This window comes from Streptococcus sp. LQJ-218 (genome assembly GCF_003428885.1).
Classification (GTDB): Bacteria; Bacillota; Bacilli; order Lactobacillales; family Streptococcaceae; genus Streptococcus.
In genome coordinates, this window is the sequence record NZ_QQRU01000002.1 from 162,889 (window position 1) to 187,340 (window position 24,452).

Here is a 24,452-nt window from a genome sequence, read left to right on the forward strand (position 1 = left end):
CTATTTCCTATCTACATTTTTCTTCACTTTTTTAGCATGTACTTGTAATTCTGTTAAGGCTAGTGGGCTTGCCAAACCTTCAAATCGAAGACGCAGGGCATAGGTTTCCACCTTATCAAATTCGAAACGGATCTCTTCATCCTTGTCGCTTGAAACTTTTCGGATAGCTGATACAGGTCGCCAATTCTCCTCTTGCTTGAGCAGGGAATCCCTATCCAAATGGTTGGGAGTCCGAGGCAAGGCAGGCTCTTTCCCTGTGTAATAATCAATAAAAGTAGGCTCCACCGCCACGTATTCTTGATTCTCAACATAATACAAGGTCACGTTATCCACAAATCGCGGTTTTAAAATCCCTGCATCTCCAAAAAGAATGCCCACGCTTGCTTGCTCTGACTTGGCAATCCAAGTATTGGCTGTCGATTTCTTCCGAGCAATGACCTTGTCATTGAGGTAAGAGGCTGGGTGATTTGGCTCTGAGTGGGAAGCAAAGACCAGAGGCAGATTGGACCCTGTCCACTGATTGGAAATAACTTCCCCATCTACACTGGCATCTGTCACATGAATGGTGACTGTTGCTGGTAACTCACAGCCCGCTACTTGTCCTGTGAGCACACATTCACCTATCTGAGCAGATACTTGAGGAGCGAGTTCATCCCAATTCACCTTGGCCCTATCTCTTCTGCCATCTGATAAGACTAGCTTGACTCGGTCTGGTAAGTGTGGGGCTTCCTTGACAAGCGTCCAAACCCTTTCAGACTCAATAGCGCAAATCCCTTGGACATAAACCTGAGCAGAAGCCTTTAAATCCAAACCCTCTAGCTGACCAGATACCGTAAATTCATGAAATTTTGTCAAATCATCTTCAGGGATTCCTTCCCAAACAACCTTGACTCGTTTTGCACCCCCGAACTCATAGTCCACCAAAACTGAAGATGGCAACTGTGGATAAATCCCCTTAGCTGTATACAAGCGAAGTGGGCGTACAGAAACTGCCTGCCCTAGTGAGCTATTTTCTGCGACCTGCAAATGAGTTTGATAGATTTTCCCTTGATAAATAGCACTGATAACCAAGTCGCCTGCAGACAAGCAATGAAGCACTCCCTGCTTGATAATGGCGTGGGCATTACCACTCGTCTCCCAAATCACCTCACTATTCCCCACCTTGTTCACAGGGTTATCCACAGTTTGTGGATAAAGTCCAATAGTTGTGGAATCCGCTTCGTGTAATCCTTCTTGCTTATCCACTCGAATCTCAAATAAGCGCTGGTTCTTCACTGGCTGGCAAGACAAAGCCTCTCCCACTAGGAAATCAAAACTTGCCGTCTCTAGACCTCGGGCACTGGCCTTTACTCTCACATGACCTACCTGCTCCAAGCTCTGAACTAAGAGGACACCTCTGCCATGAAAGGCTTTCCGCTTAAACCGACCATTTTTCTGGGCTTGGTAACGTTCACGACTGGCCTGCCTACCATTATCCGCACCTACGATACGAGCAGGACCCTCAATTTTAAAATGAAGCTGATTGGAAGCAGTCGGCACCCAATTTCCATCCTTGTCCAATACATCAAAATAGAGATAGAGGAGGTCTTGCCCATCTGGCTCCAGTTGTGTTTTCTCGGTATGAAGTCCGATTTTGGCTGGCTTACCTGCAGTCACCACCCTATCTTCTGCCACAAGCTGACCTTGATGGTCATAGGCCACAGCATGTAATTGCCCTGGTTGATAAGCCAAATGCCATTCGAGATAGAGTTGGTCAGAACCTTCTCCCTCTTGGTATTTTCTGCCATCTGAAGTCCATTTTTCTTGAAAGGTTTTCAAACCTTGGGATTTTCCATTGAGAAATAGCTCTACTGAACCAGCATTTGAATACACTCGAACAGGGATATCCCCATACTTATCCACAACTTGTTGATAACTCTTGTGGATTTCCCAATTCCAGTGGGGCAGGATATGAACCATGGGATGCTGATCTAGGTCCAACCACTGACTTTGGTAGAGATAATAGTCATTTTTCGGAATCCCTGCTGTGTCCACAAGCCCAAAATAAGAACTCTTGACAGGCGTATCATTTTGATTGTGCCAAGGAGTCGGCTCACCGATATAGTCCACTCCTGTCCAGATAAACTGCCCTGCATAGTCTAGCCGATTTCTATCTGCTATCCAAGAAGCCGTCGCTGTCTTCCCCCAAGGAACCCGATCATTACCGTAGTCTGACTGTTCAAAATTCCTCACGCGACGATTATCTCCAACCCATTCCTTATCTGGACGAAAATAGCTGTCACGCGTTCGGGTAGCCGATGAGGTTTCAGAGCCGTAAAGTCGCCACTTGGGGTGTCTTTTGCGAATTCCATCAATATTGTCTTCCGAGTAATTCAAACCTACCACATCCAGCAAATCAGCAATCTTTTCATGACCTCCAGACCCATCTCCAAAGCGGAATTGATCCATTCCCATGGTCACAAAACGGCTATCATCAACCTCCTTGACCCTTTCTAGCAAGCGTTTGATAGTTTTCAATGAATGAGTATCGCCATTTGCTTCGCTGACTTCATTTCCCAAGGACCACATAAAGATGGCTGGATTGTTCTTGCCACGTTCAATCATAGTGCGCAAATCGTAATCTGACCAGAAATCGCCTGCTTTCGCTTCTGGATGAGTCGCTTCTTCCTCAAAAAAGCGACCATAGTCATATTCTTTCTTGCCTCCATACCAAGTATCAAAGGCTTCTTCTTGGATGAGTAAGCCCATTTTGGCAGCCACATCCAGCAAAATACTACTAGCTGGATTATGGGTGATCCGAATCGCATTGACACCCATTTCCTTCATCTGGCGCAAGCGTCTCTCGGCAGCTGACCTATTTTCCACAGCTCCCAGCGCTCCGTAGTCATGATGCAAACAAACCCCATGAATCTTCAACCAGCGACCATTTAGAAAGAAGCCCTTATCCGCTTGCCAATCCATATAGCGGTAACCAAAGTTCTCCTCTTCTTCATCAACCAAAATGCCATTTTTGTAAAGGCGAGTCTTCAATTGGTAAAGGTGAGGATGATCAATATCCCAAAGCAAAGGTTGGAACATTGATATGGCGTGTTTGAAATGATGTTTTTCTCCAGACTCAATCACTAGAGAGTCTGTCGCCTGCCAGTCTGACAGCTGCTGCCCATCATACCAGATACTCTGCTCCAAATGCACCGACACGGACTGAGGTCCGTCATTTGAAACCTTACTTGTAAGCTGAGTCTCCACCCATCCATCTCTTTGTTCCTTTAGCTTGGGACTTTCTATCTTAATCCCATATAAATCCAGATGCACCGAATCTGTCATCAACAATTTCACTTCTCGGTAAATACCGCTACCAGAGTACCAACGACTGCTAGGTTGCTGATTTTCCACAAAAACCGCAAGCTGGTTGGCCGTCCCATCATTTCTTAGATAAGGCGTGATATCATAAGAAAAAGGTGTGTAGCCATTGGGATAATAGCCCAGCACTTGCCCGTTGATATAGACTTGGGCATTCATGTAAACCCCGTCAAAGAGCAAACGCACCGATACAAGACTGGCATCTTCTTCCAAGTAAAACTGCGTCCGGTACCAGGCTTGACCCCCATTTAACTGACCACCCTCATTTTGCGCTGGCGAATACTGGTCAAAATCATTGTAAATACTCCAGTCATGTGGCACTTGAATAGCCTGCCAATTTTCCCTCTGAAAATCCGGTGCCAAGGCATCTTCTTTCCCCACCTCCTGACTAAAAAACCAGTGATTTCGTAAAACTTCTTCTCTTCTCATACAAGCATTCCTCTTTAAACGACTCGATTTACTTGACTATAGCACAAAACAAAAGCGCTTTCAAGGCTTCCTCCATCACTCCCTAAATACTCAGAAAAGATTCTATAATTTGTGGAGGAGGATTTAGTCCTCAAAGCTACAAGGGTAATACAAAAAGAGCCTGTTGCCAAGCTCTTTAGTCTATTATTTCTTCTCAGCACGGAGGGCTGACAAGATTTGTGTACGGATATCATCCACACCATTTGGCGTATTTGGTAAAAAGATGGTTTGATTTCCTTTAGAAGCAAAGGTATTCAAGGTGTCCAAATACTGGTTGGTCAAAAGGATGGACATGATTTGTTCTTCTGTCATGCCAACATTGGCTTCCTTGAGTTCGGTGATAGACTCTGCCAATCCATCCACAATCGCTTTACGCTGTTGGGCAATCCCCACACCATGAAGGCGGTCTTTTTCTGCTTCGGCTTCAGCTGCAGTGACAATTTTAATCTTGTCGGCTTCTGCCAATTCTTGCGCTGCGACCCGCTTACGTTGCGCCGCATTGATTTCATTCATGGATTGCTTAACTTCTGCATCTGGTTCGACCTTGGTAATCAAGGTTTTTACGATAATATAACCGTAAGTAGTTATTTCTTCTGCTACTTGGTGTTGAACTTCAAGGGCAATCTCATCTTTTTTCTCAAACAATTCATCCAAGGTTAATTTGGGAACAGAAGAGCGAAGGGCGTCTTCAATATAAGATTTAATCTGAGATTCTGGACGCATGAGTTTATAGTAAGCATCTGTCACGCTCTGCTCGTTGACACGGTACTGAGTCGCCACATTCATCATAACGAACACATTGTCCTTGGTCTTGGTCTCAACCACAATATCACTTTGTAGCAAACGCAACTGAATCCGCGCTGCAATCGAGTCAATCCCAAAAGGCAAGCGAATATGAATACCGCTATTAGCAACCTTTTGGTATTTCCCAAAGCGTTCAATAATCGCCACCGACTGCTGACGAACCACATAAACTGTACTCAGTGTGACTATCACCAATAGGAGCACACAAACCACCACAAAAATCATCAAAAATGTTGCCATTATTGCGACCTCCATTATTATTTTTCCTGTATTATAGCACATTTAAAGATGGCTGTGTAGTTTTTACTGCGATTTTTCCTGAAATGTCACTAATTAGAGGTGAAACTGCATTTCAAGTTAGTAATCGCTTTTTTCATTACATTAACTTCTATAGAATCTTCATCCATATCCAGAGAATGACTTGCCTTAATTTTTCTCTCGTGCTATACTATTGATTGAAATGAATAAATAGGAGATATTTCATGAAAACAGCAAAAACTACTGTTACAATCCTTTCTACACTTGCTTCTGTCGTCTTATTGACTAGTTGTGCAACAAAGTCTACAGAAACACAGACAAACAATAATAACTCATCTGATAATCAAATTACAATGACATATGACCAACTACGGTCAAGAGAAAACACTATGTCAACTCTTTGGTACCAAAAATCAGCTGAAACTAAAGCTTTATATATACAGGGTTATAACGTTGCAACAAATCACCTAAAGGAATTGCTCAAAACAGAATCAGACAAACCTTACTCTATCGTTTTAGACTTGGATGAGACTGTCCTAGATAATAGCCCTTATCAAGTACAAAATGTCAAAGATGGGACAGCATTCACGCCCGAAAATTGGGATGTTTGGGTTCAAAAAGCTTCAGCAAAAGCCGTTCCAGGTGCCAAAGATTTTCTTCAGTTTGCTGATCAAAACGGTGTCCAAATCTACTATATTTCTGACCGCGCAGCTAATCAAGTAGATGCTACCATTAAAAATCTTGAAAGTGAAGGAATTCCTGTTCAAGGACGTGATCATCTCATGTTCTTAGAAAGTGGTGTAAAATCCAAAGAAGGTCGTCGCCAAAAAGTTCAAGAAAAAACAAACCTTATCTTATTATTTGGTGATAACCTCGTAGACTTTGCAGATTTTTCTAAGACTTCTGAATCTGACCGTGATAAACAACTTGAAGAATTGCAAAAAGAATTCGGTGAGAAATTCATCATCTTCCCAAATCCAATGTACGGATCATGGGAATCAGCTGTATACGCTGGTAATAAACTAGATGCTAAAGGTCAAGTAGAAGAACGCCAAAAAGCCTTGCAAGGTTTTGATAAATAAAACAAATAAACTGATTCTACATAAAACAAAGCTAACTTACAATCTTCAAAAAGTGGATAGGAAGGAATTCTGATAATCAGAAAACTTTCCTATCCACTTTTATAATTGATATAACATCAAGATTTTATATATCTGATACTATACGTTCTCTGATTTTAAAGATATTTCAAGAATTTTATTTGATTTTGATATTTTTGAAATTCCTTAGGTGTCTGAAAGTTCTATAATGAAGTTAGCTATCTAGTACCCAAAACCCGACTAGCTCCTATGAACTAGTCGGGTTTCTCATCAATGCGCCAACATTTCTTGGGCGATTTCTTGGCCAGATAGGTTATCTGGGTAGTAGGTTGGCCAGTTATCCATTTCTTCAAAGAGGGCTTCTTGGCTTGTGCCTCCAAAGAAGATATGGAAATGTTCTGCCTTAACTGGGGCGATATTGTGGTCACTAAACTGAACATACTTGAACTGTCCAGCATCAGCATCTGTTGCTTCAAAGAGGAAGCGCACGCCACGATTGCCTTTCTTGTAAGTTAAGATTTTCTTACCAACATACTTGTAGGTGAATTTCTTACTTTGTCCACCTTGAACAAATTCCATAGTGTTATCAGTAATGTTAATCTTAGTCACATCTGTCTGATAGCCTTTTGTATAGTAGGCCTTGTACTCAGCCTGAGTCATCTTACCAGTCAACTTAGCCTTGTAGTCAAAGACTTGGTCAAAGGTTCCATCTTCAAGGAAAGGATAAACTGATTGCCAGTTACCTGCATAGTCACTCAAAGTGCGGTCCTTGACATCTGCATCTTCAAAGTAACCATTTTGAACTGTCTTGGTATCCTCTGCCTTTTCAGGCTCGATTGCTGGGCCTTCTTGGTCTGTTGTTTGTTTCAGAGCCTTGAGGTTTTTCTCCATCACGGAGATGTAGTTTTCGCCAGCCTTGGTATCCTCTTCTGTCAGACTTTCTAAAGGATTGAGGACATCTGTTTTGACACCTGCTTCTTTTGAAAGTGTGTTAGCAAGGGCTTGTGAAGCATTTTCTTCAAAGTAGATATAGGCAATTTTATTTTTCTTAACGTACTCTGTCAATTCTGCCAGACGAGCAGCTGATGGTTCTGCATCTGGAGAGAGACCTGAGATTGCGACTTGTTTGAGTCCATAGTCCAAGGCGAGATAGTTAAAGGCTGCGTGTTGAGTCACAAAGCTCTTTTGTTTAGCTTGAGAGAGACCATCTGTGTAGGCCTTATCCAAGGCTTGTAATTTTTCGATATAGGCAGCAGCGTTCTTTTCAAAAGTCTCTTTTTTATCCGGATAATCTGCTGATAAGCTATCACGGATGTGCTCTACTAGTTTAATGGCACGAACTGGTGATAACCAAACATGGGGATCGTACTCATGGTGATGACCTTCTGCTCCATGGTCATGGTCTCCCTCTTCTTCCTCACTACCTGGCAAGAGGAGCATATCACCTGTCGCCTTGATGGTTTTCACTTTTTTCTTATCCAAGGATTCTAGTAATTTTGGAACCCAGGTTTCCATATTTTCATTTTCATAAACGAAGGTATCTGCGTCTTGGATTTTGGCAACCGCCTTGGCAGATGGTTCATATTCATGGGGTTCTGTACCGGCACCAATTAGGAGTTCTACATTAGCAGTATCTCCTGCGACTTGCTTGGTAAATTCATAGACAGGGTAAAAGGTTGTCACAATATTTAGTTTGCCATCTGCCTGCTTTTGATTGGAACAAGCCACTAAAAACAAGGCACATAGACTGGCTAGCAATAAGCTAATTTTTTTCACGTTAGTCTCCTATTTGATAAAACGTCTTACTAAACTGATGAGTAAAAAGACTGTTACAAAAATAATGGTAATACTTGCACTTGCAGGTGTTTCTGCATAGTAGGAAATGTAAAGTCCTGCTACCATTCCCAAAAATCCAATAGCACTGGCAAGCAGCATAACCGATTTAAAGTTTTTCCCCAGACGCAGGGCAATACTAGCTGGCAAGACCATAATGGTCGATACCAGAAGGGCTCCTGCCGCTGGTATCATAAGGGCAATGGCCACCCCTGTCACCATGTTAAAAAGAATGGACATGGTACGAACTGGCAAGCCATCCACAAAGGCCGTATCCTCATCAAAGGTCAGGATGTACATCGGACGAAGGAAGAGGAAGGTCAAAATCAAAACAACTGCCGCAATGACAAAGAGAGAAATAACCTGCTCTTCGCTGATCGTCACGATTGAACCAAAAAGATACTGGTCCAAACTCATAGAACTCGAGCTTTTACCCTTACTCATAACAATCAGAGAAACAGCCAGTCCTGTTGACATGAGGATAGCTGTCCCGATTTCCATAAAGCTCTTGTAAACCGTACGGAGATACTCCAGGAAGACCGCCGCAATCAAGACAATGGCAATAGTAGAAATAGTCGGAGAAATCCCTAGGACCAGACCAAAAGCTACACCTGAAAGCGAGACGTGGCTGAGGGTATCACTCATCAAACTCTGACGGCGCAAGATAAGGAAGGTTCCCAATACTGGCGAGAAAAGGCTCATAGCAATAACGGCCAGAAAGGCACGTTGCATAAAGTCATAAGATAATAAACTAAGCATGACCCACCTCCTGATCACTCTCATGAACATTGAAACAACGCCATGGTGAGTCTTGGTTACGGACTAGATGAATATTGCGGTCCGCATAGTCCTTCACTTCTTCAGGGTCATGGGTAATCATCAAAACAGCCTTGCCATGATGATGGGCGCTGTGGTGCATGAGTTCGTAAAATTCATTTTTACTTCCTGCATCCATCCCCGTTGTCGGCTCATCTAGGATAAACACATCTGGATCAGAAGCAAACATACGCGCAATCACCGCTCGCTGCTTTTGCCCCCCAGATAGAGAACCCAAGCGTTTGTCTCGGTGTTCCCACATACCAACTGAGTCCAGACTAGCCTTGATATGCTCCTCATCATGAGCATTCAGGCGACGGAACCAGCCTTTTCGTGGATAGCGACCTGACTTGACAAATTCATAAACCGTACTTGGAAAACCAGCATTAAAACTGGCAATCTGTTGAGGAAGGTAGGCTATTCTCAATTTCTTACCCTGGGCATTTGTTTTTGAAATGGTCACCTTACCAATGCGTGGTTGGAGGATTCCTAGACTGGCCTTGATGAGTGTCGTCTTAGCCGCTCCATTTTCCCCTGTCAAGGTAACAAATTCCCCACTATCAACACTATAATTGATATGTTCAAGAACGGGCTCCTTATCATAATAGAAGGATAAATCCTCTACCGTAATATATCTCATTATTTGATTTCTCCTACTAAAGCAGTCAAAAACCGCTGAATCACTTTTTGTTCATTTGGAGTAAACTGAGTCACCACTTGTTCATAGGTTAAAAGTGTATGCTCATGGTGATGATGGTGCTCCTCAGCGATTGGACGAGCCAAATCAGTCAACTGATAAAAGATCACACGCGCATCCTTAGGATCTTTAGATGTTTCCAACATCCCTTCCTTGACCAAAGACTTAATGGCCTTGGTAACTGCTGCCTGACTGACATTGAGGCGACGGGCCAACTCAGAGTTTGTTAAAGATTCCTCCGACAAAAGCATGAGGATATGCTCCTGAGTATTGGTCAGAGCCACCTCACTAGTGCAATGACCTATTAGGATTTCATGCTGATTTTCAGACTTCAAGATCACCTCATTTAAAAAATCATCAATATCCTTTGCTAGCTGTCTCATATCTGACTCCTTTCCTTTTAGAATTCTCTTTTTTAAGAGAAAATACTATTCTTTTAAATTATTTACTGGTTAATTATATCACAACCAAAAAAAGAGTCAAGAAAAAACGTGAAAACCAGCTTCATTCTTGAACTCTTCCATACTATTATCTATTGAAATTCTTTGACATCTCCATCATAAGTTGCCCAATCTTTACTGAAAAAGCGCTCATTCAGATGGTAAGTCGGAGCTGGGGTGGGATTGGATAGGAAAGGATCAACAGCCTTATCAAATGCCAACCAACCCAACCAACCAAGGTGAATGGTGTCCTTAACAAAATAAGGATCCCCTCCATTTTTTGAAAAGTCAGCAATATTAGTGAAACCTTGACTTTCTAATTGGTAACGAATTTTCTCCACTGCATGCTGGTACATATCTTCTCTGAGCCCTGTGTAGTCCATCCATTTCTTATTGACAGGTTGGATGACAAAGAGGACATTAACTTTCGATTTTGCAAATTGATTGAGAACCAACTGTAAATCATTATATTCAGATGATTTTAGGAAGCTGTAATTCTTTTGATACCCTTCCCATTTTTTCAAATCCTTCTTAACCTCTCTCGTATAGAAATGATTTTCCATTCCCATATCATTATTGGTCGTATTTGTTTCTGCATCCTTTCGAGCTATTTTTTCTAACTCTTGGTAAGAAAATTGATCTGGAAGATCTTTTAAATAATTTTCCACATGTTCCTTATATTTGAGTTTTCCTCTAATGGAGAACTGACCAAATAGAGAAGCCTGTCTCTCATTGAATCGGGCAAAGGCTTTAACAATAGTATAGTCAACTTCTGACAACTCCTCTCCCTTCTCCAATTTCTGGACAATACTCTTCATAGGTAATCGTGGATTTTGCTTTAAGAGACGTTTTGCCGCGTGCTTAGCAGCTGTATCTCCTGTTTGATTTTCCAAAAAAGCCGTCAACTGATCGTTGTTAAAATAGTTTTGGAAAAATGCTGGCTCGTAATCTTCTTCTGTAAACCACTGAGGAGAAATCACAAATACCGCCTGTTTATTCTCAATTTCTGGCAAAATTTGTTGCATACCAAAGTACTGATTAAGAGAAGCCGCACCTGCCTGCCCCAAAAAGTATGGTCGATAAGAACGATTATACTTTTCAGCCAATACAGCAGGATGCATACTATCAAAACGAATCCACTCACTTGAACCAAAAAAGGGGACAAAGCGCATATTAGGATCTGAAAGGGCCCTAACCTTTTGACTTCTTTCTTTAAAACTTTCCGTGCTAATTGCAGCCGCAAAATGTTTTTCTTCTAACAAATTATGACTTTGATTACCAGGATAGAAATAAATCAATAATAAGACAAGAAAACTAGCAAGAAACAGAGGTCCGAAGATTATCCATAAGCGTTTAAGCATTTTGTAGCTCCACAATGCCAGCTATAATTTTATTGGCTGTATTCCAGTCATCGCGACCGAACTCTGTCACTGGCACACGAATGTCAAAACGGTTTTCAATCTCCACAATCAATTCAACCGTTCCCATACTATCCAAGACACCTGCATCAAAAAGATCTTCATCCATCATGTCAGAAACATCTTCCATAAACAACTCATCAATGATTTCAATAACTTCTGATTTGATATCCATTTTTTATATCCTTTTATTTTTTAAACCACAAATCATTCAAAAATCCAGAAAAGATCAAGAATGAAAACATGACGACATGGAAGGTGACAACCATGCCAAGCAACTGAATCCAGCGATTCTCAGGTAAGGCAGCCTTCCCTGCTTTTTTGCGTTCTTTATTGAGTGCTTTTTTCTTGCGAACCCAAGCGTCATTGATGACCAGTCCAATCCCATGAAAGAGTCCGTAGGCGATGTAGTACCAGGTCACACCATGCCAAAATCCCATAATCAGCATATTGACAATATAGGCTACACTTGAGGTTACATTACGATTTTTAAAGACCTTCTTTCTGGTCAACACCATGACCATTCGCATAAAGACAAAGTCACGGAACCAGAAAGACAGGCTCATATGCCAACGATTCCAAAACTCCTTTAAATCTCGTGATAAAAAAGGCTTGTTGAAGTTGATCGGGCTACGAATCCCCATCAAGTTTGAAATGGCTAAGGCAAACATAGAGTAGCCAGCAAAATCAAAGAACAATTCCAAACCAAAGGTATACATGACTGCTAGGGCATAATGATTAAAGAAACCACCTGACTGTAGGGCTAGATTCTTCAGAGGAGGTAATAAAATCTCTCCTAAAATATGGGCTAGGATGAACTTGTATAGAAAGCCAAGCATGATGTACTTGACAGCTTCTTCCAGCATATCCATCAACTCATCTCGCTCAGGAATAGTCCGATAATTTTCATTAAAACGTTTGAAGCGATCAATCGGACCACTTGAAAATGTCGGCATAAAGAGTAGAAAGCGGAGGAATTCCCAGAGGGTAAAATCCTTAATCACTCCATCTCTCAGCTCGATGATAATTCCCACCGAACGAAAAGTCAGATAAGAAATTCCCAAGAACCCAAGCAAAGACTGCGTTCCATTGATAGCCGGCTGCACCTTGACAAAGATAATCGGAAGGAGGGACAGAAAACTAACTAGGTAGAAGACCCACTTGCCATCCTTACTTTTTCGATAATGCTTGTAGAAAAGCAAGAGCAATATCTCCCAGCAAAGGTAAATACCCAAGGCAGCCAATTGACTAGTCTTCCCACCTACCAACATGGTGACGATAAAGAAGATACTAACCAACACCTCGTACCAGGCAAAGCGTTTCTTGAAAAAGAGACCGATAAAGATGGGCAAGGTTGCAGCAATCACATAGACAAAATACTGAGGATTGCCGTATGGCTCTAAATGAGGAAGCTGTTTGAAAAATTCCATCATCGGCTGTTTACCTCATTGATCAAGCCTTTGATGTCAATCTTTCCATTTGGAGTCAGTGGTAAACTGTCTCGATAAAGGAATTTAGATGGCATCATATAAGACATCATGATATCTGCTAAGTCTTCTTTGATAGCCTTGGTAATATCGATATCACGCTCAAACTGCTCGCGGACACCGTCTTTTAAGATGACATAGGCCAGTAAATTTTGTACCTTGTGATCCTTGTTATAGCGCGGCACTGCAACAGCAGACTCTATAAAACGAGACTTATTAAGATTTTGAGAGACATCTTCAAGCTCAATGCGATAGCCATTAAACTTAATCTGGAAATCCATGCGCCCACCATAGAGAAGCAAGCCTTCATCTGTCATAGTTCCCACATCGCCTGTGTGATAGGCTGGCAGCCCTTCAAATTCAAAGAAGGCTTCTGCTGTTTTTTCAGGATTGTTCATATAACCTTTTGAAACGGCTGGTCCAGAAACAATGATTTCTCCCTGTTCGCCATTTGGCAATTTATTGCCGTCCTCGTCAATGATAAAGGTTGGAGAATCAGCCTTGGTATAGCCGATTGGTAGGCGTTTGAAAGTCGCTAGCATCTCGTCTGTCACAGCAACAGCTGACAAGGCTACTGTTGCTTCTGTTGGGCCGTAGGCATTGATAATACGGGCATTCGGGAAACGCTCACGTAGTTTTTGAGCCGTTTTGACCGTCAATTCTTCGCCATCAAAGTAGAAATGCGTAATTCCAGGCATTTTCTCGCTATTGAAGTCTTCAGACAACATAGCCATATCCACAAAAGAAGGCGTTGATGTCCAGATAGCGATTGGTAATGAAAAGATGGTCGCAAAGAGTTGCTTAAAGTCCTGAGTAATAGCTGAAGGAAGGGCAAAAAGTGTACCACCCAGTGCCAAGGTCGGCGCCCAATACATGACAGACAAGTCAAATGAATAAGGTGGCTGAGCCAGCATTTGTGGACGACTTGGAGTTGAAAATTCCTTGTCCGTAATCATCCAGTTGGTAAAGCTGAGGAGATTATCATGTGAAATCTGCACTCCCTTTGGCTTACCAGTCGTACCAGAAGTAAAGATAATGTAGTAGTTATCATCTCCCTTGACTGGATGCGTGATTTCATAGCTAGTCCCTTGAGCAAAGGCTTCTTGAACCTGATTTAGGTTCATCATCGGTGTCGAAACCTGCTCCAATGGAAAGTCTGAGATGGCAATAATCAAGCTTGGCTCTGCTACTTCTATGATAGCTGAAACTCTCTCCAAGGCTGAATGACTGTCAATGGGAATGTAGGCATGACCTGACTTAGTCAGCGATACAAAGGTTGCCAACATTTCATATTCTTGGCCTCCAAAAACAACCACAGGAGACTTCTCTGGTAAATCCAGTCGATCGATGACTGCAGCCAAACTATCCGAATCAGCCTTTAAATCTCCATAAGTGTGTTCCTGACCCAAAACATTGTAAACAGGATAGCTAGGCTGGGTCTGAGCAAAATACTCAATGGTTTCAATCATATCTACTATTGGTTTATTTGACACAATAGGAATTCTCCTTCAAGTTAAAATTCATTATAGATAAAGCTTCCTTGACCCTGACCAAGATAGCTAAAGAAGTAAATCAGCCCTAGAAAGATAAGAAAATACAAGGCTGTCCGACCAAGAAAAAGGTACAATTCTTTTCTCTGTTTCATCAAGAAAAACCATTCATTTCTGTAATTTTTGCTAAATAAGATAGATTCTTACTATAGTATTTTTCTACCATTGTACCACTTTATAGACTAGTTTTTCAATTGTTTACCGTACATTTTCACTACATTTCAGATTATTTTAAGGATTATGCGGTTTTTATATGTATATTTCAAATAGAGTGATCCTGGGCAAAAACTCAATTTCAGTAGAAAATGAAGGGAATCTGTCCATAATAAAACGCATAATATCAAGTTTTTTTCAACACCTGATACTATGCGCTTTTCTGATTTTTAAAGACTTCTTACCCGGTCTCTCATTTTAAATAGTCTCGTCTGATATAAATTAAAATAGCTTCTATCATCAGACAAATGGCTGATATCCAAAAACTGATGCTAATACCAAAACTCTCAGTAATATAGCTCATTAGCAAAACAAATACTGAAAATGATAGTGTCGAAATCACTTCAAGAACGGAATAAACATTAACCAAATTATTTTCCTCTACTGTTTCCTGAAGAAATACACTTTCAGGAACTTCTTTTAGTTGCGATAACATACCAACTAAAGCTGAAAATACTAAAAACATCTGTGCGTTTGGAAAATATAGAATAGTCAGTGTCACTATTGCAATGGCTACAAGAGGAAAAAGAATACTTTCCCATTTAGCAGCGAGTAACTTTTCAGATAGCCTAAAAGCAATTAAGCCACTAATTATAATACCAATAGAGTATGCTGTATTAGAATATCCCCAGTAACTTTCCGTTTCATTTAATAACTCCGTTACAAAGACAAGTATGATAGACGAAACCCAAATCGTATTTGAGAAAATTTCAAATAAATTTGCTGATACAAAAAGTCTTAATCTAGGATTTCTAGCAACTAACTTCCAACCTTTGAGCAAAATTTCAAGATTAGTTTCTGACTCTAACACCTCCACTTCAGCCTTAGGAAGAAATAACATCAGGAAGCTAGAAATGATATACAAGATTAAAATGATAAACGTGGTAGGTAGCAGACCAATTGTTGCAAACAAGAGTCCACCTAACCCCCACCCCACCAATTGAACGGCTTCACCACTCATTGATAAGGCTGAGTTAGCCTTACCCAAATCAGTCGCATAGCGTGGCACAATAGCATAGGAAACAGGTGCTGCAAAACCATCTAATATGGAAATTGCAACAACAAATAGATAGATTACCAAAGGCGCTACTGATTGCATTACGGTAAACATTCCTACCAATATCGTCAATAATATAGTCTTTCCAAATTGGGATAAAGATAAAACCCTATTTAGCGCTAACCTTTTAGTAACCAAAGGAACTAAAAGACTCGCAACAAAAGAGGATACCCCTATTAAAATGGGAACTAGTGATGTGGCAATTACTGATTTTGAAATAATGTATATGTTAGCAATGATGGTTACTCTAAAGAAAATATCTGCTAAATTTGCAAACAATTGAGAGACTAACAATTTGATAAATGAATTAGACATATAGCTCTCCCATCTTAGTTACAAACTTTAGAATTAAAATTTGATTTTTAATATTTTAGCATAAAATAGCAGAAAACAAAAGTGATGGTTTTCACATAAAAAAGCCTGAGATTTTCATCTCAAGCTTTATCAACATAATTGTTTTCTAGATTAGAAAAGTGAGAATACAAGCACGGCCAAGGCTGCACCGAGGATAGGTCCCACAACAGGAATCCATGCATAAGACCAGTCTCCGTCTCCCTTGTTTGAAATTGGAAGGATACTGTGCATGATACGAGGTCCAAGGTCACGAGCTGGGTTCAAGGCATATCCTGTTGTCCCACCTAGTGATAGACCGATACCGACAATCAAAGTCCCCACTGCAAAGGTTCCGATTCCTGCTTGAAGGTCATAAAGTCCCAAGGCAAAGATTGTCAACACCAAAACAAAGGTTCCAAGGATTTCGCTGATCAAGTTAGAAACTGTATCTTTGATGGCTGGTCCTGTGCTGAATGTTGCCAGGATATTGCCTGCATTTTCCTCTGCCTCATAATGCGGTTTGAATTGCAACCAAACCAAAATCTGACCCAGCATAGCCCCTGCGAACTGGGCTAGGATATAAGGCAATACGGAAGCCCAAGGCAAGTCACCTTTTAAAGCTACACCAATTGTCACAGCTGGGTTTAAATGAGCTGGACTAAGTTTGCCAGATACAAATGCTGCAACCGCAACTGCAATCCCCCAACCCATAGTAATCACAATCCAACCTGAGTTGTTGCTCTTGGTTTTAGGAAGAACCACACCTGCAACAACACCATTTCCTAGAAGAATCAGGATTAAAGTTCCCAAAAATTCTCCAAATAATTCATTCATCATCTCTCTGTCTCCATTAAAAAGGAGGAGAGGGTAGACTAGGAGTCCTGCCCTCCACCTCTTTTATTTTTTCTTAATTTTTTAATTCTGCTAAATCATTGTTAGCAAGAGCTGCTTCGACATCAGCTCGGTAAGCTGCTTTTTCTTCTTCTGTCCAGTCATAGAATCGTCCCATTTCATCCAAAACTGGCTCAACGATGCTATCCAAACTATCACGCATAAAGAGCATGTGGTTGGTACGACGAAGGAGGAAGTCAACTGGGCTCAGAGCCAACTCGTTGCGCATTGCATAGTGAAGTGACAAAGTATCTGCCAAGCTGAGTCCTGGCGCTTGTTCTAAGCTGTGAGCAAGAGCAAAGACTTTCGGTGCATTTGAACCGTAAAGATTTGCTAGGTAATGAGCTTCCTTGCTATCCAAACCACGTGACACTCCAAGTTGCGCAAAGGCTTCGATTTCTGAGTCCACATTTGCTGGGTTCAATTCTCCACCTGAAACAGGGTAAGTCTTAGAGTTGATGAGTTTAAAGCTGCGGTCAAATTCTGCTTTGAGGATATCAACCACGCGCTCCATAGCTCCTTCAGCCATCTTACGGTAGTCTGTGATTTTACCACCAGCAAGGGTCAAGAGGCCATTATCATCACGGTCCAAGCTCGAACCACGTGAAACTGCAGATGGGTCCAAATGTTTCTCAGAGGTACTGCTTTCAAGCTTGCTGACAGCTGACTCAACATCTTCACGCGTTTTTTCTTTAGAAAGATAAGATTCAACAGTCGCAATCAAGTTGTTAAAGCTTTCATCGCTGATGGTTCCGTTATTTCCGCCATTGTAGTCAGAAGCGCTATTGCCTGCGATCAATGGACGAAGACCTGCCCAGCTGCTTTCGATATCATCAATGGTGATGTTGGCTTCTGGGAAGCGGTTGTTGACAATGCCAAGTAGATAATCTACATCTTCCTGCGTCACTTTTGGATGTTCCAAATCACCTGTGTAGTCTGTATCAGTTGTACCAAAGTAAGTCTTGTTTTCACGTGGAAGTACAAAGACCATACGACCATCGCCCAAACCTGTGTCAAAGTAAACTGGCTGTGAAACCTTGATCTTGCTTGAATCCACTACCAAGTGAACTCCCTTAGTTGGACGCATTTGTGAGAATTGGGTTCCCTTATTAGACAAATTGCGTACCTTGTCGCTCCAAGGACCTGTCGTATTGATAACCAGACGAGCCTTGATTTCAAATACTTGGTCTGTCAATAAATCACGAGCTACAACACCTGTAATCTTGCCACTTTCGTCAAAGAGGAAGCCTTCTGCCTTCACGTGGTTGGCAATGAGAGCACCATCTTGGTTGGCACGTTTGATGTTTTCAATCACGAGACGCGCATCGTTGTTACGGAAGTCAAGGTAAACCCCACCTCCCACCAAACCTTCTTTCTTCAAGTTTGGCTGGCGTTCCAAGACTTCTTCCTTACTCAAAACCTTGTTAGCAGCTGGCGTGTTATTAACCCCTGCCAAAAGATCGTACAAGTCCATAGCTACTTTCAGACGGAAGAGGCTAAAGGTCGCTCCATCTTCATCGTAAACTGGTAAGAGCATTGGATCTGGTTTTGGAATATGTGGTGCGATTTGTTGAACCACTGCACGTTCAGAAACTGTATCTGAGACCACTTCTACATCGAATTGTTTGAGGTAGCGAAGTCCTCCGTGAACCAATTTAGTTGAGCGGCTAGATGTTCCTTCTGCAAAGTCTTGCATTTCAATCAAACCAGTATCTAGACCACTGGCTGCAGCCTGCAAGGCTACACCAGCACCAGTGATTCCTCCACCGATAATCAAGAGGTCCAAGGTACGTTCCTGCATTTTTTGAATTGATAATTCTCGTGTTTTCTTTGAAAATTCCATATTTACACACTTTCTAACTAAGTCGTTTTATTAGTCGTCGATTTCCGCAAAGACTTGCGTTGCTTTCACAGCCTTCTTCCAGCCCTTGTAGAGTTGTTCCTTGCGAGATTCGTTCATAGATGGTTCGAAGAGTTCTCCTGTCTCATTCAAGAGTTTCAACTCATCCAAGTCTTTCCAGTAACCTACTGACAAACCTGCTAGGAAGGCTGCCCCTAGAGCTGTTGTTTCCAAGTTTTTGGCGCGTGCGATATCGATTCCCAAAATGTCAGCTTGGAACTGCATGAGGAAATTGTTCATAGCTGCACCACCGTCTACTTTCAAGACTTGGATAGCTGTCTGCGCATCCACTTGCATGGTATCAATGATATCACGCACTTGATAAGCGATAGATTGCAAAGTCGCCTTGATAAAATCTTCTTTAGTTGTTCCACGAGTTAAACCAAAGACCGAACCGCGAGCATTTTGATTCCAGTATGGAGCACCTAGACCTGTAAAGGCTGGAACGACATAAACTTCATCGTTGTTGTGAGAATCACGAGCGTATTTTTCAGATTCTGGTGAATTTTCTACCATGCGAAGACCGTCACGAAGCCACTGAATAGCACTTCCTGCGATGAAGATCGAACCTTCCAATGCATAGTAAACCTTGCCGTTAATTCCGTAACCAATGGTTGTCAAAAGATTGTTCTCAGATAACTGCATCTCTTCCCCAGTGTTCATGATGATGAAAGAGCCTGTTCCATAAGTATTTTTAACCATACCAGGTTCAAAGGCCAACTGTCCAAAGAGGGCCGCTTGTTGGTCCCCAGCCATACCTGAGATTGGCACTTCTCCACCGTAGAAATGGAATGGCGCTGTCTTACCGTAGATTTCAGAGTTAGAACGAACTTCTGGTAGCATAGCCTTAGGAATATTGAGGATTTCCAAAATCTCATCATCCCATTTGAGTTCTTTAATATTGTAGAGCATAGTACGGGCTGCATTTGAGTAGTCCGTCACGTGAGCCGCACCGTCAGTCAATTTCCAAACCAACCAAGTGTCAATAGTACCAAAGAGCAATTCCCCTTTTTCTGCTCGCTCTTGAGCACCTTCTACATGATCCAAAATCCAACGAACCTTAGTCGCTGAGAAGTAAGCATCGATGATCAAACCAGTCTTTTCATGGAATTTTTCCACATAACCTTGGCTTTTTAGTTGCTCAGCCAAAGGGGCTGTCTGGCGTGACTGCCAAACAATAGCATTGTAGATAGGGAGCCCTGTTTTCTTATCCCAAACGACTGTTGTTTCACGTTGGTTGGTAATTCCAATTGCTTCGATTTGACTTGGCTTGACACCACTTTCGATGAAAGCTCCAGCAATAACAGACTGAACTGAGTTCCAAATTTCATTGGCATTGTGCTCAACCCAACCTGCCTGAGGAAAAATCTGAGTAAACTCTTTTTGACTCGAGCTAACCTTTTCTCCTTTTTTGTTAAAAATAATGGCACGAGAACTTGTAGTTCCCTGGTCAATCGCCATAATGTATTTTTCTTGTGACATGTGCTGTCCTCCTGATAAAAATCTTGAGGATATTTCCTCTTTACACTAACTAGTATACAAAATAAAGCGCTTTCTCGTTCATCAATTTTTTTTAATTTTTTAAAAAACATGAGGAAATTGTGTGAATTTCACAAAAAAGACCTGGAACAACCAAGCCTTTTAAGTGAATAATAAGTGGCGAATAGCCGCCAAATCTTCCATATCTAAGTCATTTTTTAAATAATAGACCGGTGTTTGTTCCTTCTTATGAATGGGGTTATTGGTAACCAGCAAATCATAATGTCGAGTTCGGTCATAGGCTTCAATGGTAATAAAACGATTGTATTCCAAATACCGTTTCAAAATGGCTGCCATTCTTGAAAAGACAAGAAAACCAGATGTCAAATCCAGACCAATCCGCATATGTTGGCCACCATTTTCAGCCATATATTCGATTAACTGGAGCCATTCCCAGAGAATTTTCTTATCCAAATCCGTCCCCTGCTGAAAGGCAGGTAGAGCATGAAAAATCTCTTCTGCTATCTCTTTAAAATCATGTTCCATCAGGAAATATGGATGACGATTCTCCAACTGGTACTTGTAGTGATCCTGTAAAATATAGCCCTTATAGAGATAGACTTGAGCACAAAGCTGACTGAGTTCATAGGTGACATGGTCCTCTGTATAATCCCCCAGCAACTCCTCCTTCTTCATTTCTTGAATCAATTGCGTCAGCAAATCTGCCAACCGCCCTCCAAAACCAAGAATATACTCCATAGTGTGAAGGGGAAGAATACGATGAGATAAGAGGAAAGAAAAGAAAGTCATCATCTCCCCATCCTCAGTTCCTAGAGGAAGGTGTTGCCCAGCAAAAAAGGACGGAGCCTTTCGATGCAAACGAAGGTAGAAAATGTTGTCAAAATACCCTCGCATTTTCTCTTCTATCACTTGAAACTGACAGGCATTGACCCGGAGACGCTGTTGACTGATGTGAGACCATAGAACCAAGTCCAGTTTCTGCCCAGAAGACAAACTTGCACCGCAGATTTCTTCTAGTGTAGCAATCTCCTGTTTTCTCTCTGGCTTCTGCATGTGGTCTTCCCATTCCTGACTCGACCAGACCTTGCGGAAAAGACAGAAATAGAAATAGCGAATCTGATGCTCTGGACCTCGCCAACGTCCATTTTGGATGGATAAATCAAATTCTGACAATATCTGATTTAAACCAGCCAAATGGCGACCAAGTGTTGCCTCGCTAATCACCAATTCTTGAGCCAGCTGATGGGCTAAAAACTGTTGATGGTAGAGTAGATAGACCAAAATCTGATATTTAACAGCATTCTCCAAAAACAAGCTCCGGATATCTCTCCCCTTAGTAGTTGCATCGATTGACAGACGCAGATTTTCATCTTCTAAAGAGATATTCAGGTCTAAGCCACTGTCCAAAGCCTTATCATTGATCAGAGTGACATATTTGGTTAGGGTTGCTTTTGAAAATCCTGTTTCCTCCATTACAGCCTTAATGGTTGTCTGAGACTCTTGTAATAGAAAGGAAAGGATTGAAAATTGGCCAGATTCGGCCTTTTCCATCAAGTCTCCTAAATACATTTGTTACCCCTTTCATTTTCTACCTTAAGCATAGCATAAATCTTAGAAATGCTGAAATAATCTGTTTCTCTTTTTATTTTCATGCCGATTTCCTGGTCCATTATCCTGAAAATCAGCAAACACACGGCTCCCCCTTTGGGCATTTTTATGCTAAAATAGTAGCTATGGATAAAATTATTAAAACTATATCAGAAAGCGGAGCCTTTCGTGCTTTTGTCCTTGATAGCACAGAAACCGTCCGCACTGCTCAAGAAAAACACCAAACCCAAGCTAGCTCAACTGTAGCGCTTGGTCGAACTCTTATCGCCAGCCAGATTCTTGCTGCCAATGAAAAAGGAAATACCAAACTAACAGTGAAGGTGCTGGGAACGAGCTCTCTAGGCGCTATCATCACCGTCGCCGATACCAAGGGGAACGTCAAAGGCTACGTTCAAAATCCTGGTGTTGACATCAAAAAGACTGCAACTGGTGAAGTCCTAGTCGGGCCTTTTGTTGGAAATGGTCAATTTCTCGTTATCACAGACTACGGCATTGGAAATCCTTACAATTCTATGACTCCTCTCATCTCTGGGGAAATCGGTGAAGACCTAGCTTTCTATCTTACAGAAAGTCAACAAACACCTTCTGCAGTCGGTCTCAATGTCCTTTTGGACGAAGAAGACAAGGTCAAGGTTGCAGGTGGTTTCCTCGTTCAAGTTTTGCCAGGAGCCAAGGAAGAAGAGATTGCTCGCTTTGAAAAACGCATCCAAGAAATGCCAGCTATCTCAACCCTTCTGGAAAGCGACGATCATATCGAAGCCCTCCTCAAGGCTATCTATGGCGACGAGCCATACAAACGCTTGTCTGAAGAAGAAATCCGTTTCCAATGTGACTGTAGCCATGAACGCTTTATGAACGCTCTTACCAGCCTTCCAAGCTCAGACTTACAGGAAATGAAAGAGGAAGACCACGGGGCAGAAATCACTTGTCAATTCTGCCAAACTACTTACAACTTTGATGAAAACGACCTGGAGGAACTCATTCGTGACAAATCTTAATACACCCTTTATGATTGGCAATGTTGAGATTCCCAATCGTACCGTTTTAGCACCCATGGCTGGCGTGACCAACTCAGCCTTCCGTACTATCGCAAAAGAGCTTGGAGCTGGACTCGTTGTCATGGAAATGGTCTCTGACAAGGGAATCCAATACAACAACGAAAAAACTCTTCACATGCTTCATATCGATGAAGGCGAAAACCCAGTCTCTATCCAACTTTTTGGTAGCGATGAAGACAGCCTCGCACGCGCAGCAGAATTCATCCAAGAAAACACTAAGACTGATATCGTGGATATCAATATGGGCTGCCCAGTTAACAAAATCGTGAAGAACGAAGCTGGCGCTATGTGGCTCAAGGACCCAGACAAGATCTACTCTATTATCAACAAGGTCCAGTCTGTCCTTGATATCCCACTTACTGTCAAAATGCGTACCGGCTGGGCTGACCCGTCTCTGGCAGTAGAAAATGCCCTCGCTGCTGAAGCTGCAGGTGTTTCTGCCCTCGCCATGCATGGCCGTACCCGTGAGCAAATGTATACAGGTCACGCAGACCTTGAGACCCTGCACAAGGTTGCCCAAGCTCTGACCAAGATTCCATTTATCGCAAACGGTGATATCCGTACGGTTCAAGAAGCCAAACAACGCATCGAAGAAGTCGGGGCTGACGCAGTTATGATTGGACGCGCTGCTATGGGAAATCCTTACCTCTTCAACCAAATCAACCATTACTTTGAAACAGGAGAAATCCTACCTGATTTGACCTTTGAAGACAAGATGAAAATCGCCTACGAACACTTGAAACGCTTGATTAACCTCAAAGGGGAAAACGTCGCAGTTCGTGAATTCCGTGGCCTCGCTCCTCACTACCTCCGTGGAACATCTGGCGCTGCCAAACTCCGTGGAGCTATTTCACAAGCTAGCACCCTGGCAGAGATTGAAGTCCTCTTGCAATTGGATAAGGCTTAAAATGGTTCATACTGCTCTACTGGTTATCGATATGCAAAAAGCATTTGATAACCCTATCTGGGGAGAACGGAACAACCCTCTAGCTGAACAACAAGCATTGAGGGTACTGGCATACTTTCGTAAACATGCTCTTCCAGTCTTACATGTTCAACACATATCTGATAATCCCCAGTCACAATTTCATAACAAACAAAATCAGGAGTTTAAAAGTGGATTTGAGCCAGTTACTGCAGAACCTGTCTTTCAAAAAACGGTTAATAGCGCCTTTATTGGAACAAACCTTGAATCCTATTTACGAACAAATCAGATTTGTCGTTTAGTCGTTGTTGGTTTGACGCTGCCTCATTGTGTATCCACTACTACACGAATGGCAGCAAATCTTGGTTTTAAAGTCACTTTACTAGCAGATGCTACTGCCAGTTTTACCCTATCTAACAAAAACGGTCAGGCTATCTCGCCTGAGACTATCCATGAGATTAATCTCCTTTCTCTACAGGATGAATTTGCTCAAATTCTTACTACAGAAGAATTTTTAACCCAAGTACAAGTATAAAATAATCCGTCAACTCTTATTGAGCTGACGGATTATTTTATACTGTAATGCAGTGAACCGAAACACAAATAGATAAATTTGTACCCTATACTCTTCGAAAATCTCTCCAAACCACGTCGGCGTCGCCTTAACGTATATAGGTTACTGACTTCGTCAGTTCTATCTACAACCTCAAAGCAGTGCTTTGAGCAGCCTACGACT

Annotated in this window: 20 protein-coding genes; 4 read left to right on the top strand and 16 right to left on the bottom strand. The window is 41.9% G+C overall.

Annotated elements, in window-relative coordinates; all coding sequences use genetic code 11:
- A complete protein-coding gene (locus D2908_RS02450; RefSeq protein ID WP_117304591.1) occupies positions 1–3,789 on the bottom strand; it encodes a sugar-binding domain-containing protein in 3,789 nt (1,262 codons plus the stop codon).
- A 183-nt stretch (positions 3,790–3,972) separates the two neighbouring features.
- Positions 3,973–4,857 carry an SPFH domain-containing protein gene (locus D2908_RS02455; RefSeq protein WP_165847423.1) on the bottom strand — a complete coding sequence of 295 codons (885 nt, stop codon included), beginning with the start codon at positions 4,855–4,857 and terminating at the stop codon, positions 3,973–3,975.
- A gap of 257 nt (positions 4,858–5,114) precedes the next feature.
- Here D2908_RS02455 and D2908_RS02460 point away from each other — a divergent pair, with 257 nt between their 5' ends.
- Entirely contained in the window at positions 5,115–5,972 is an 858-nt protein-coding gene (locus D2908_RS02460) for a 5'-nucleotidase, lipoprotein e(P4) family (protein ID WP_117304596.1), read from the top strand.
- 288 nt (positions 5,973–6,260) lie between these two features.
- Here the strand turns inward: D2908_RS02460 and adcA are convergent, their stop codons facing one another.
- The 14 genes from adcA to D2908_RS02530 all read right to left on the bottom strand — a co-directional run bounded on the left by adcA (position 6,261) and on the right by D2908_RS02530 (position 21,694).
- Positions 6,261–7,766, bottom strand: coding sequence for a zinc ABC transporter substrate-binding lipoprotein AdcA (adcA, locus tag D2908_RS02465; RefSeq protein WP_117304598.1), 1,506 nt, complete (start codon positions 7,764–7,766; stop codon positions 6,261–6,263).
- A 9-nt stretch (positions 7,767–7,775) separates the two neighbouring features.
- On the bottom strand, positions 7,776–8,582 hold the full coding sequence (locus D2908_RS02470) for a metal ABC transporter permease (RefSeq protein ID WP_000950030.1): 807 nt from the start codon (positions 8,580–8,582) through the stop codon (positions 7,776–7,778).
- Positions 8,575–9,279: a metal ABC transporter ATP-binding protein gene (locus tag D2908_RS02475; RefSeq protein ID WP_049495400.1), complete on the bottom strand. Its 705-nt coding sequence runs from the start codon at positions 9,277–9,279 to the stop codon at positions 8,575–8,577. Before D2908_RS02475 ends, D2908_RS02470 begins: the two co-directional genes overlap by 8 nt.
- The gene (gene adcR / locus D2908_RS02480) at positions 9,279–9,719 is read right to left on the bottom strand and encodes a zinc-dependent transcriptional regulator AdcR (RefSeq protein ID WP_117304600.1); all 441 of its coding nucleotides are present in this window, start codon (positions 9,717–9,719) and stop codon (positions 9,279–9,281) included. The genes D2908_RS02475 and adcR overlap by 1 nt, the downstream gene beginning before the upstream one ends.
- Positions 9,720–9,868: 149 nt before the next feature.
- Positions 9,869–11,137 (bottom strand): D-alanyl-lipoteichoic acid biosynthesis protein DltD, encoded by a 1,269-nt coding sequence (dltD, locus tag D2908_RS02485; RefSeq protein WP_117304602.1) that lies wholly within the window; start codon positions 11,135–11,137, stop codon positions 9,869–9,871.
- The gene (dltC, locus tag D2908_RS02490; RefSeq protein WP_000351967.1) at positions 11,130–11,369 is read right to left on the bottom strand and encodes a D-alanine--poly(phosphoribitol) ligase subunit DltC; all 240 of its coding nucleotides are present in this window, start codon (positions 11,367–11,369) and stop codon (positions 11,130–11,132) included. The genes dltD and dltC overlap by 8 nt, the downstream gene beginning before the upstream one ends.
- A gap of 13 nt (positions 11,370–11,382) precedes the next feature.
- Positions 11,383–12,627 carry a D-alanyl-lipoteichoic acid biosynthesis protein DltB gene (dltB, locus tag D2908_RS02495; RefSeq protein WP_117304604.1) on the bottom strand — a complete coding sequence of 415 codons (1,245 nt, stop codon included), beginning with the start codon at positions 12,625–12,627 and terminating at the stop codon, positions 11,383–11,385.
- Positions 12,624–14,174, bottom strand: a complete 1,551-nt coding sequence (gene dltA / locus D2908_RS02500; RefSeq protein WP_117304606.1) for a D-alanine--poly(phosphoribitol) ligase subunit DltA — start codon at positions 14,172–14,174, stop codon at positions 12,624–12,626. The genes dltB and dltA overlap by 4 nt, the downstream gene beginning before the upstream one ends.
- A 20-nt stretch (positions 14,175–14,194) precedes the next feature.
- Entirely contained in the window at positions 14,195–14,326 is a 132-nt protein-coding gene (locus tag D2908_RS02505) for a teichoic acid D-Ala incorporation-associated protein DltX (RefSeq protein ID WP_049495393.1), read from the bottom strand.
- Positions 14,327–14,637: 311 nt separating this feature from the next.
- Positions 14,638–15,816 (bottom strand): ryptide export MFS transporter, encoded by a 1,179-nt coding sequence (locus tag D2908_RS02510; RefSeq protein WP_117304608.1) that lies wholly within the window; start codon positions 15,814–15,816, stop codon positions 14,638–14,640.
- Between the two features lie 150 nt (positions 15,817–15,966).
- Complete coding sequence (locus D2908_RS02515) at positions 15,967–16,671, bottom strand: MIP/aquaporin family protein (RefSeq protein ID WP_117304610.1); 705 nt, start codon at positions 16,669–16,671, stop codon at positions 15,967–15,969.
- 70 nt (positions 16,672–16,741) lie between these two features.
- Positions 16,742–18,568, bottom strand: coding sequence for a type 1 glycerol-3-phosphate oxidase (glpO, locus tag D2908_RS02520; protein ID WP_049495385.1), 1,827 nt, complete (start codon positions 18,566–18,568; stop codon positions 16,742–16,744).
- A 30-nt stretch (positions 18,569–18,598) separates the two neighbouring features.
- Positions 18,599–20,107 (bottom strand): glycerol kinase GlpK, encoded by a 1,509-nt coding sequence (gene glpK, locus D2908_RS02525; RefSeq protein ID WP_084930603.1) that lies wholly within the window; start codon positions 20,105–20,107, stop codon positions 18,599–18,601.
- Between the two features lie 159 nt (positions 20,108–20,266).
- Complete coding sequence (locus D2908_RS02530; RefSeq protein ID WP_117304612.1) at positions 20,267–21,694, bottom strand: helix-turn-helix domain-containing protein; 1,428 nt, start codon at positions 21,692–21,694, stop codon at positions 20,267–20,269.
- 164 nt (positions 21,695–21,858) lie between these two features.
- Between D2908_RS02530 and hslO the strand changes: the two genes are divergently transcribed.
- Genes hslO through D2908_RS02545 form a run of 3 tightly spaced genes read left to right on the top strand, consistent with a single transcriptional unit; the run spans position 21,859 to position 24,251 of the window.
- Entirely contained in the window at positions 21,859–22,731 is an 873-nt protein-coding gene (hslO, locus tag D2908_RS02535) for an Hsp33 family molecular chaperone HslO (protein ID WP_117304614.1), read from the top strand.
- Positions 22,718–23,698, top strand: a complete 981-nt coding sequence (gene dusB, locus D2908_RS02540) for a tRNA dihydrouridine synthase DusB (protein WP_165847417.1) — start codon at positions 22,718–22,720, stop codon at positions 23,696–23,698. Before hslO ends, dusB begins: the two co-directional genes overlap by 14 nt.
- 1 nt (position 23,699) lies before the next feature.
- Complete coding sequence (locus D2908_RS02545; protein WP_117304618.1) at positions 23,700–24,251, top strand: cysteine hydrolase family protein; 552 nt, start codon at positions 23,700–23,702, stop codon at positions 24,249–24,251.
- The last annotated feature ends 201 nt before the right edge of the window (positions 24,252–24,452 follow it).

Coding starts and splice junctions, on each gene's coding strand:
- D2908_RS02450 (WP_117304591.1), bottom strand. CDS start 3,789: ATGAGAAGAGAAGAAGTTTTACGAAATCACTGGTTTTTTAGTCAGGAG.
- glpK (WP_084930603.1), bottom strand. CDS start 20,107: ATGTCACAAGAAAAATACATTATGGCGATTGACCAGGGAACTACAAGT.
- D2908_RS02515 (WP_117304610.1), bottom strand. CDS start 16,671: ATGATGAATGAATTATTTGGAGAATTTTTGGGAACTTTAATCCTGATT.
- dltB (WP_117304604.1), bottom strand. CDS start 12,627: ATGATGGAATTTTTCAAACAGCTTCCTCATTTAGAGCCATACGGCAAT.
- dltD (WP_117304602.1), bottom strand. CDS start 11,137: ATGCTTAAACGCTTATGGATAATCTTCGGACCTCTGTTTCTTGCTAGT.
- dltC (WP_000351967.1), bottom strand. CDS start 11,369: ATGGATATCAAATCAGAAGTTATTGAAATCATTGATGAGTTGTTTATG.
- D2908_RS02455 (WP_165847423.1), bottom strand. CDS start 4,857: ATGATTTTTGTGGTGGTTTGTGTGCTCCTATTGGTGATAGTCACACTG.
- D2908_RS02545 (WP_117304618.1), top strand. CDS start 23,700: ATGGTTCATACTGCTCTACTGGTTATCGATATGCAAAAAGCATTTGAT.
- D2908_RS02510 (WP_117304608.1), bottom strand. CDS start 15,816: ATGTCTAATTCATTTATCAAATTGTTAGTCTCTCAATTGTTTGCAAAT.
- hslO (WP_117304614.1), top strand. CDS start 21,859: ATGGATAAAATTATTAAAACTATATCAGAAAGCGGAGCCTTTCGTGCT.
- D2908_RS02460 (WP_117304596.1), top strand. CDS start 5,115: ATGAAAACAGCAAAAACTACTGTTACAATCCTTTCTACACTTGCTTCT.
- D2908_RS02475 (WP_049495400.1), bottom strand. CDS start 9,279: ATGAGATATATTACGGTAGAGGATTTATCCTTCTATTATGATAAGGAG.
- D2908_RS02505 (WP_049495393.1), bottom strand. CDS start 14,326: ATGAAACAGAGAAAAGAATTGTACCTTTTTCTTGGTCGGACAGCCTTG.
- D2908_RS02530 (WP_117304612.1), bottom strand. CDS start 21,694: ATGTATTTAGGAGACTTGATGGAAAAGGCCGAATCTGGCCAATTTTCA.
- D2908_RS02470 (WP_000950030.1), bottom strand. CDS start 8,582: ATGCTTAGTTTATTATCTTATGACTTTATGCAACGTGCCTTTCTGGCC.
- adcR (WP_117304600.1), bottom strand. CDS start 9,719: ATGAGACAGCTAGCAAAGGATATTGATGATTTTTTAAATGAGGTGATC.
- glpO (WP_049495385.1), bottom strand. CDS start 18,568: ATGGAATTTTCAAAGAAAACACGAGAATTATCAATTCAAAAAATGCAG.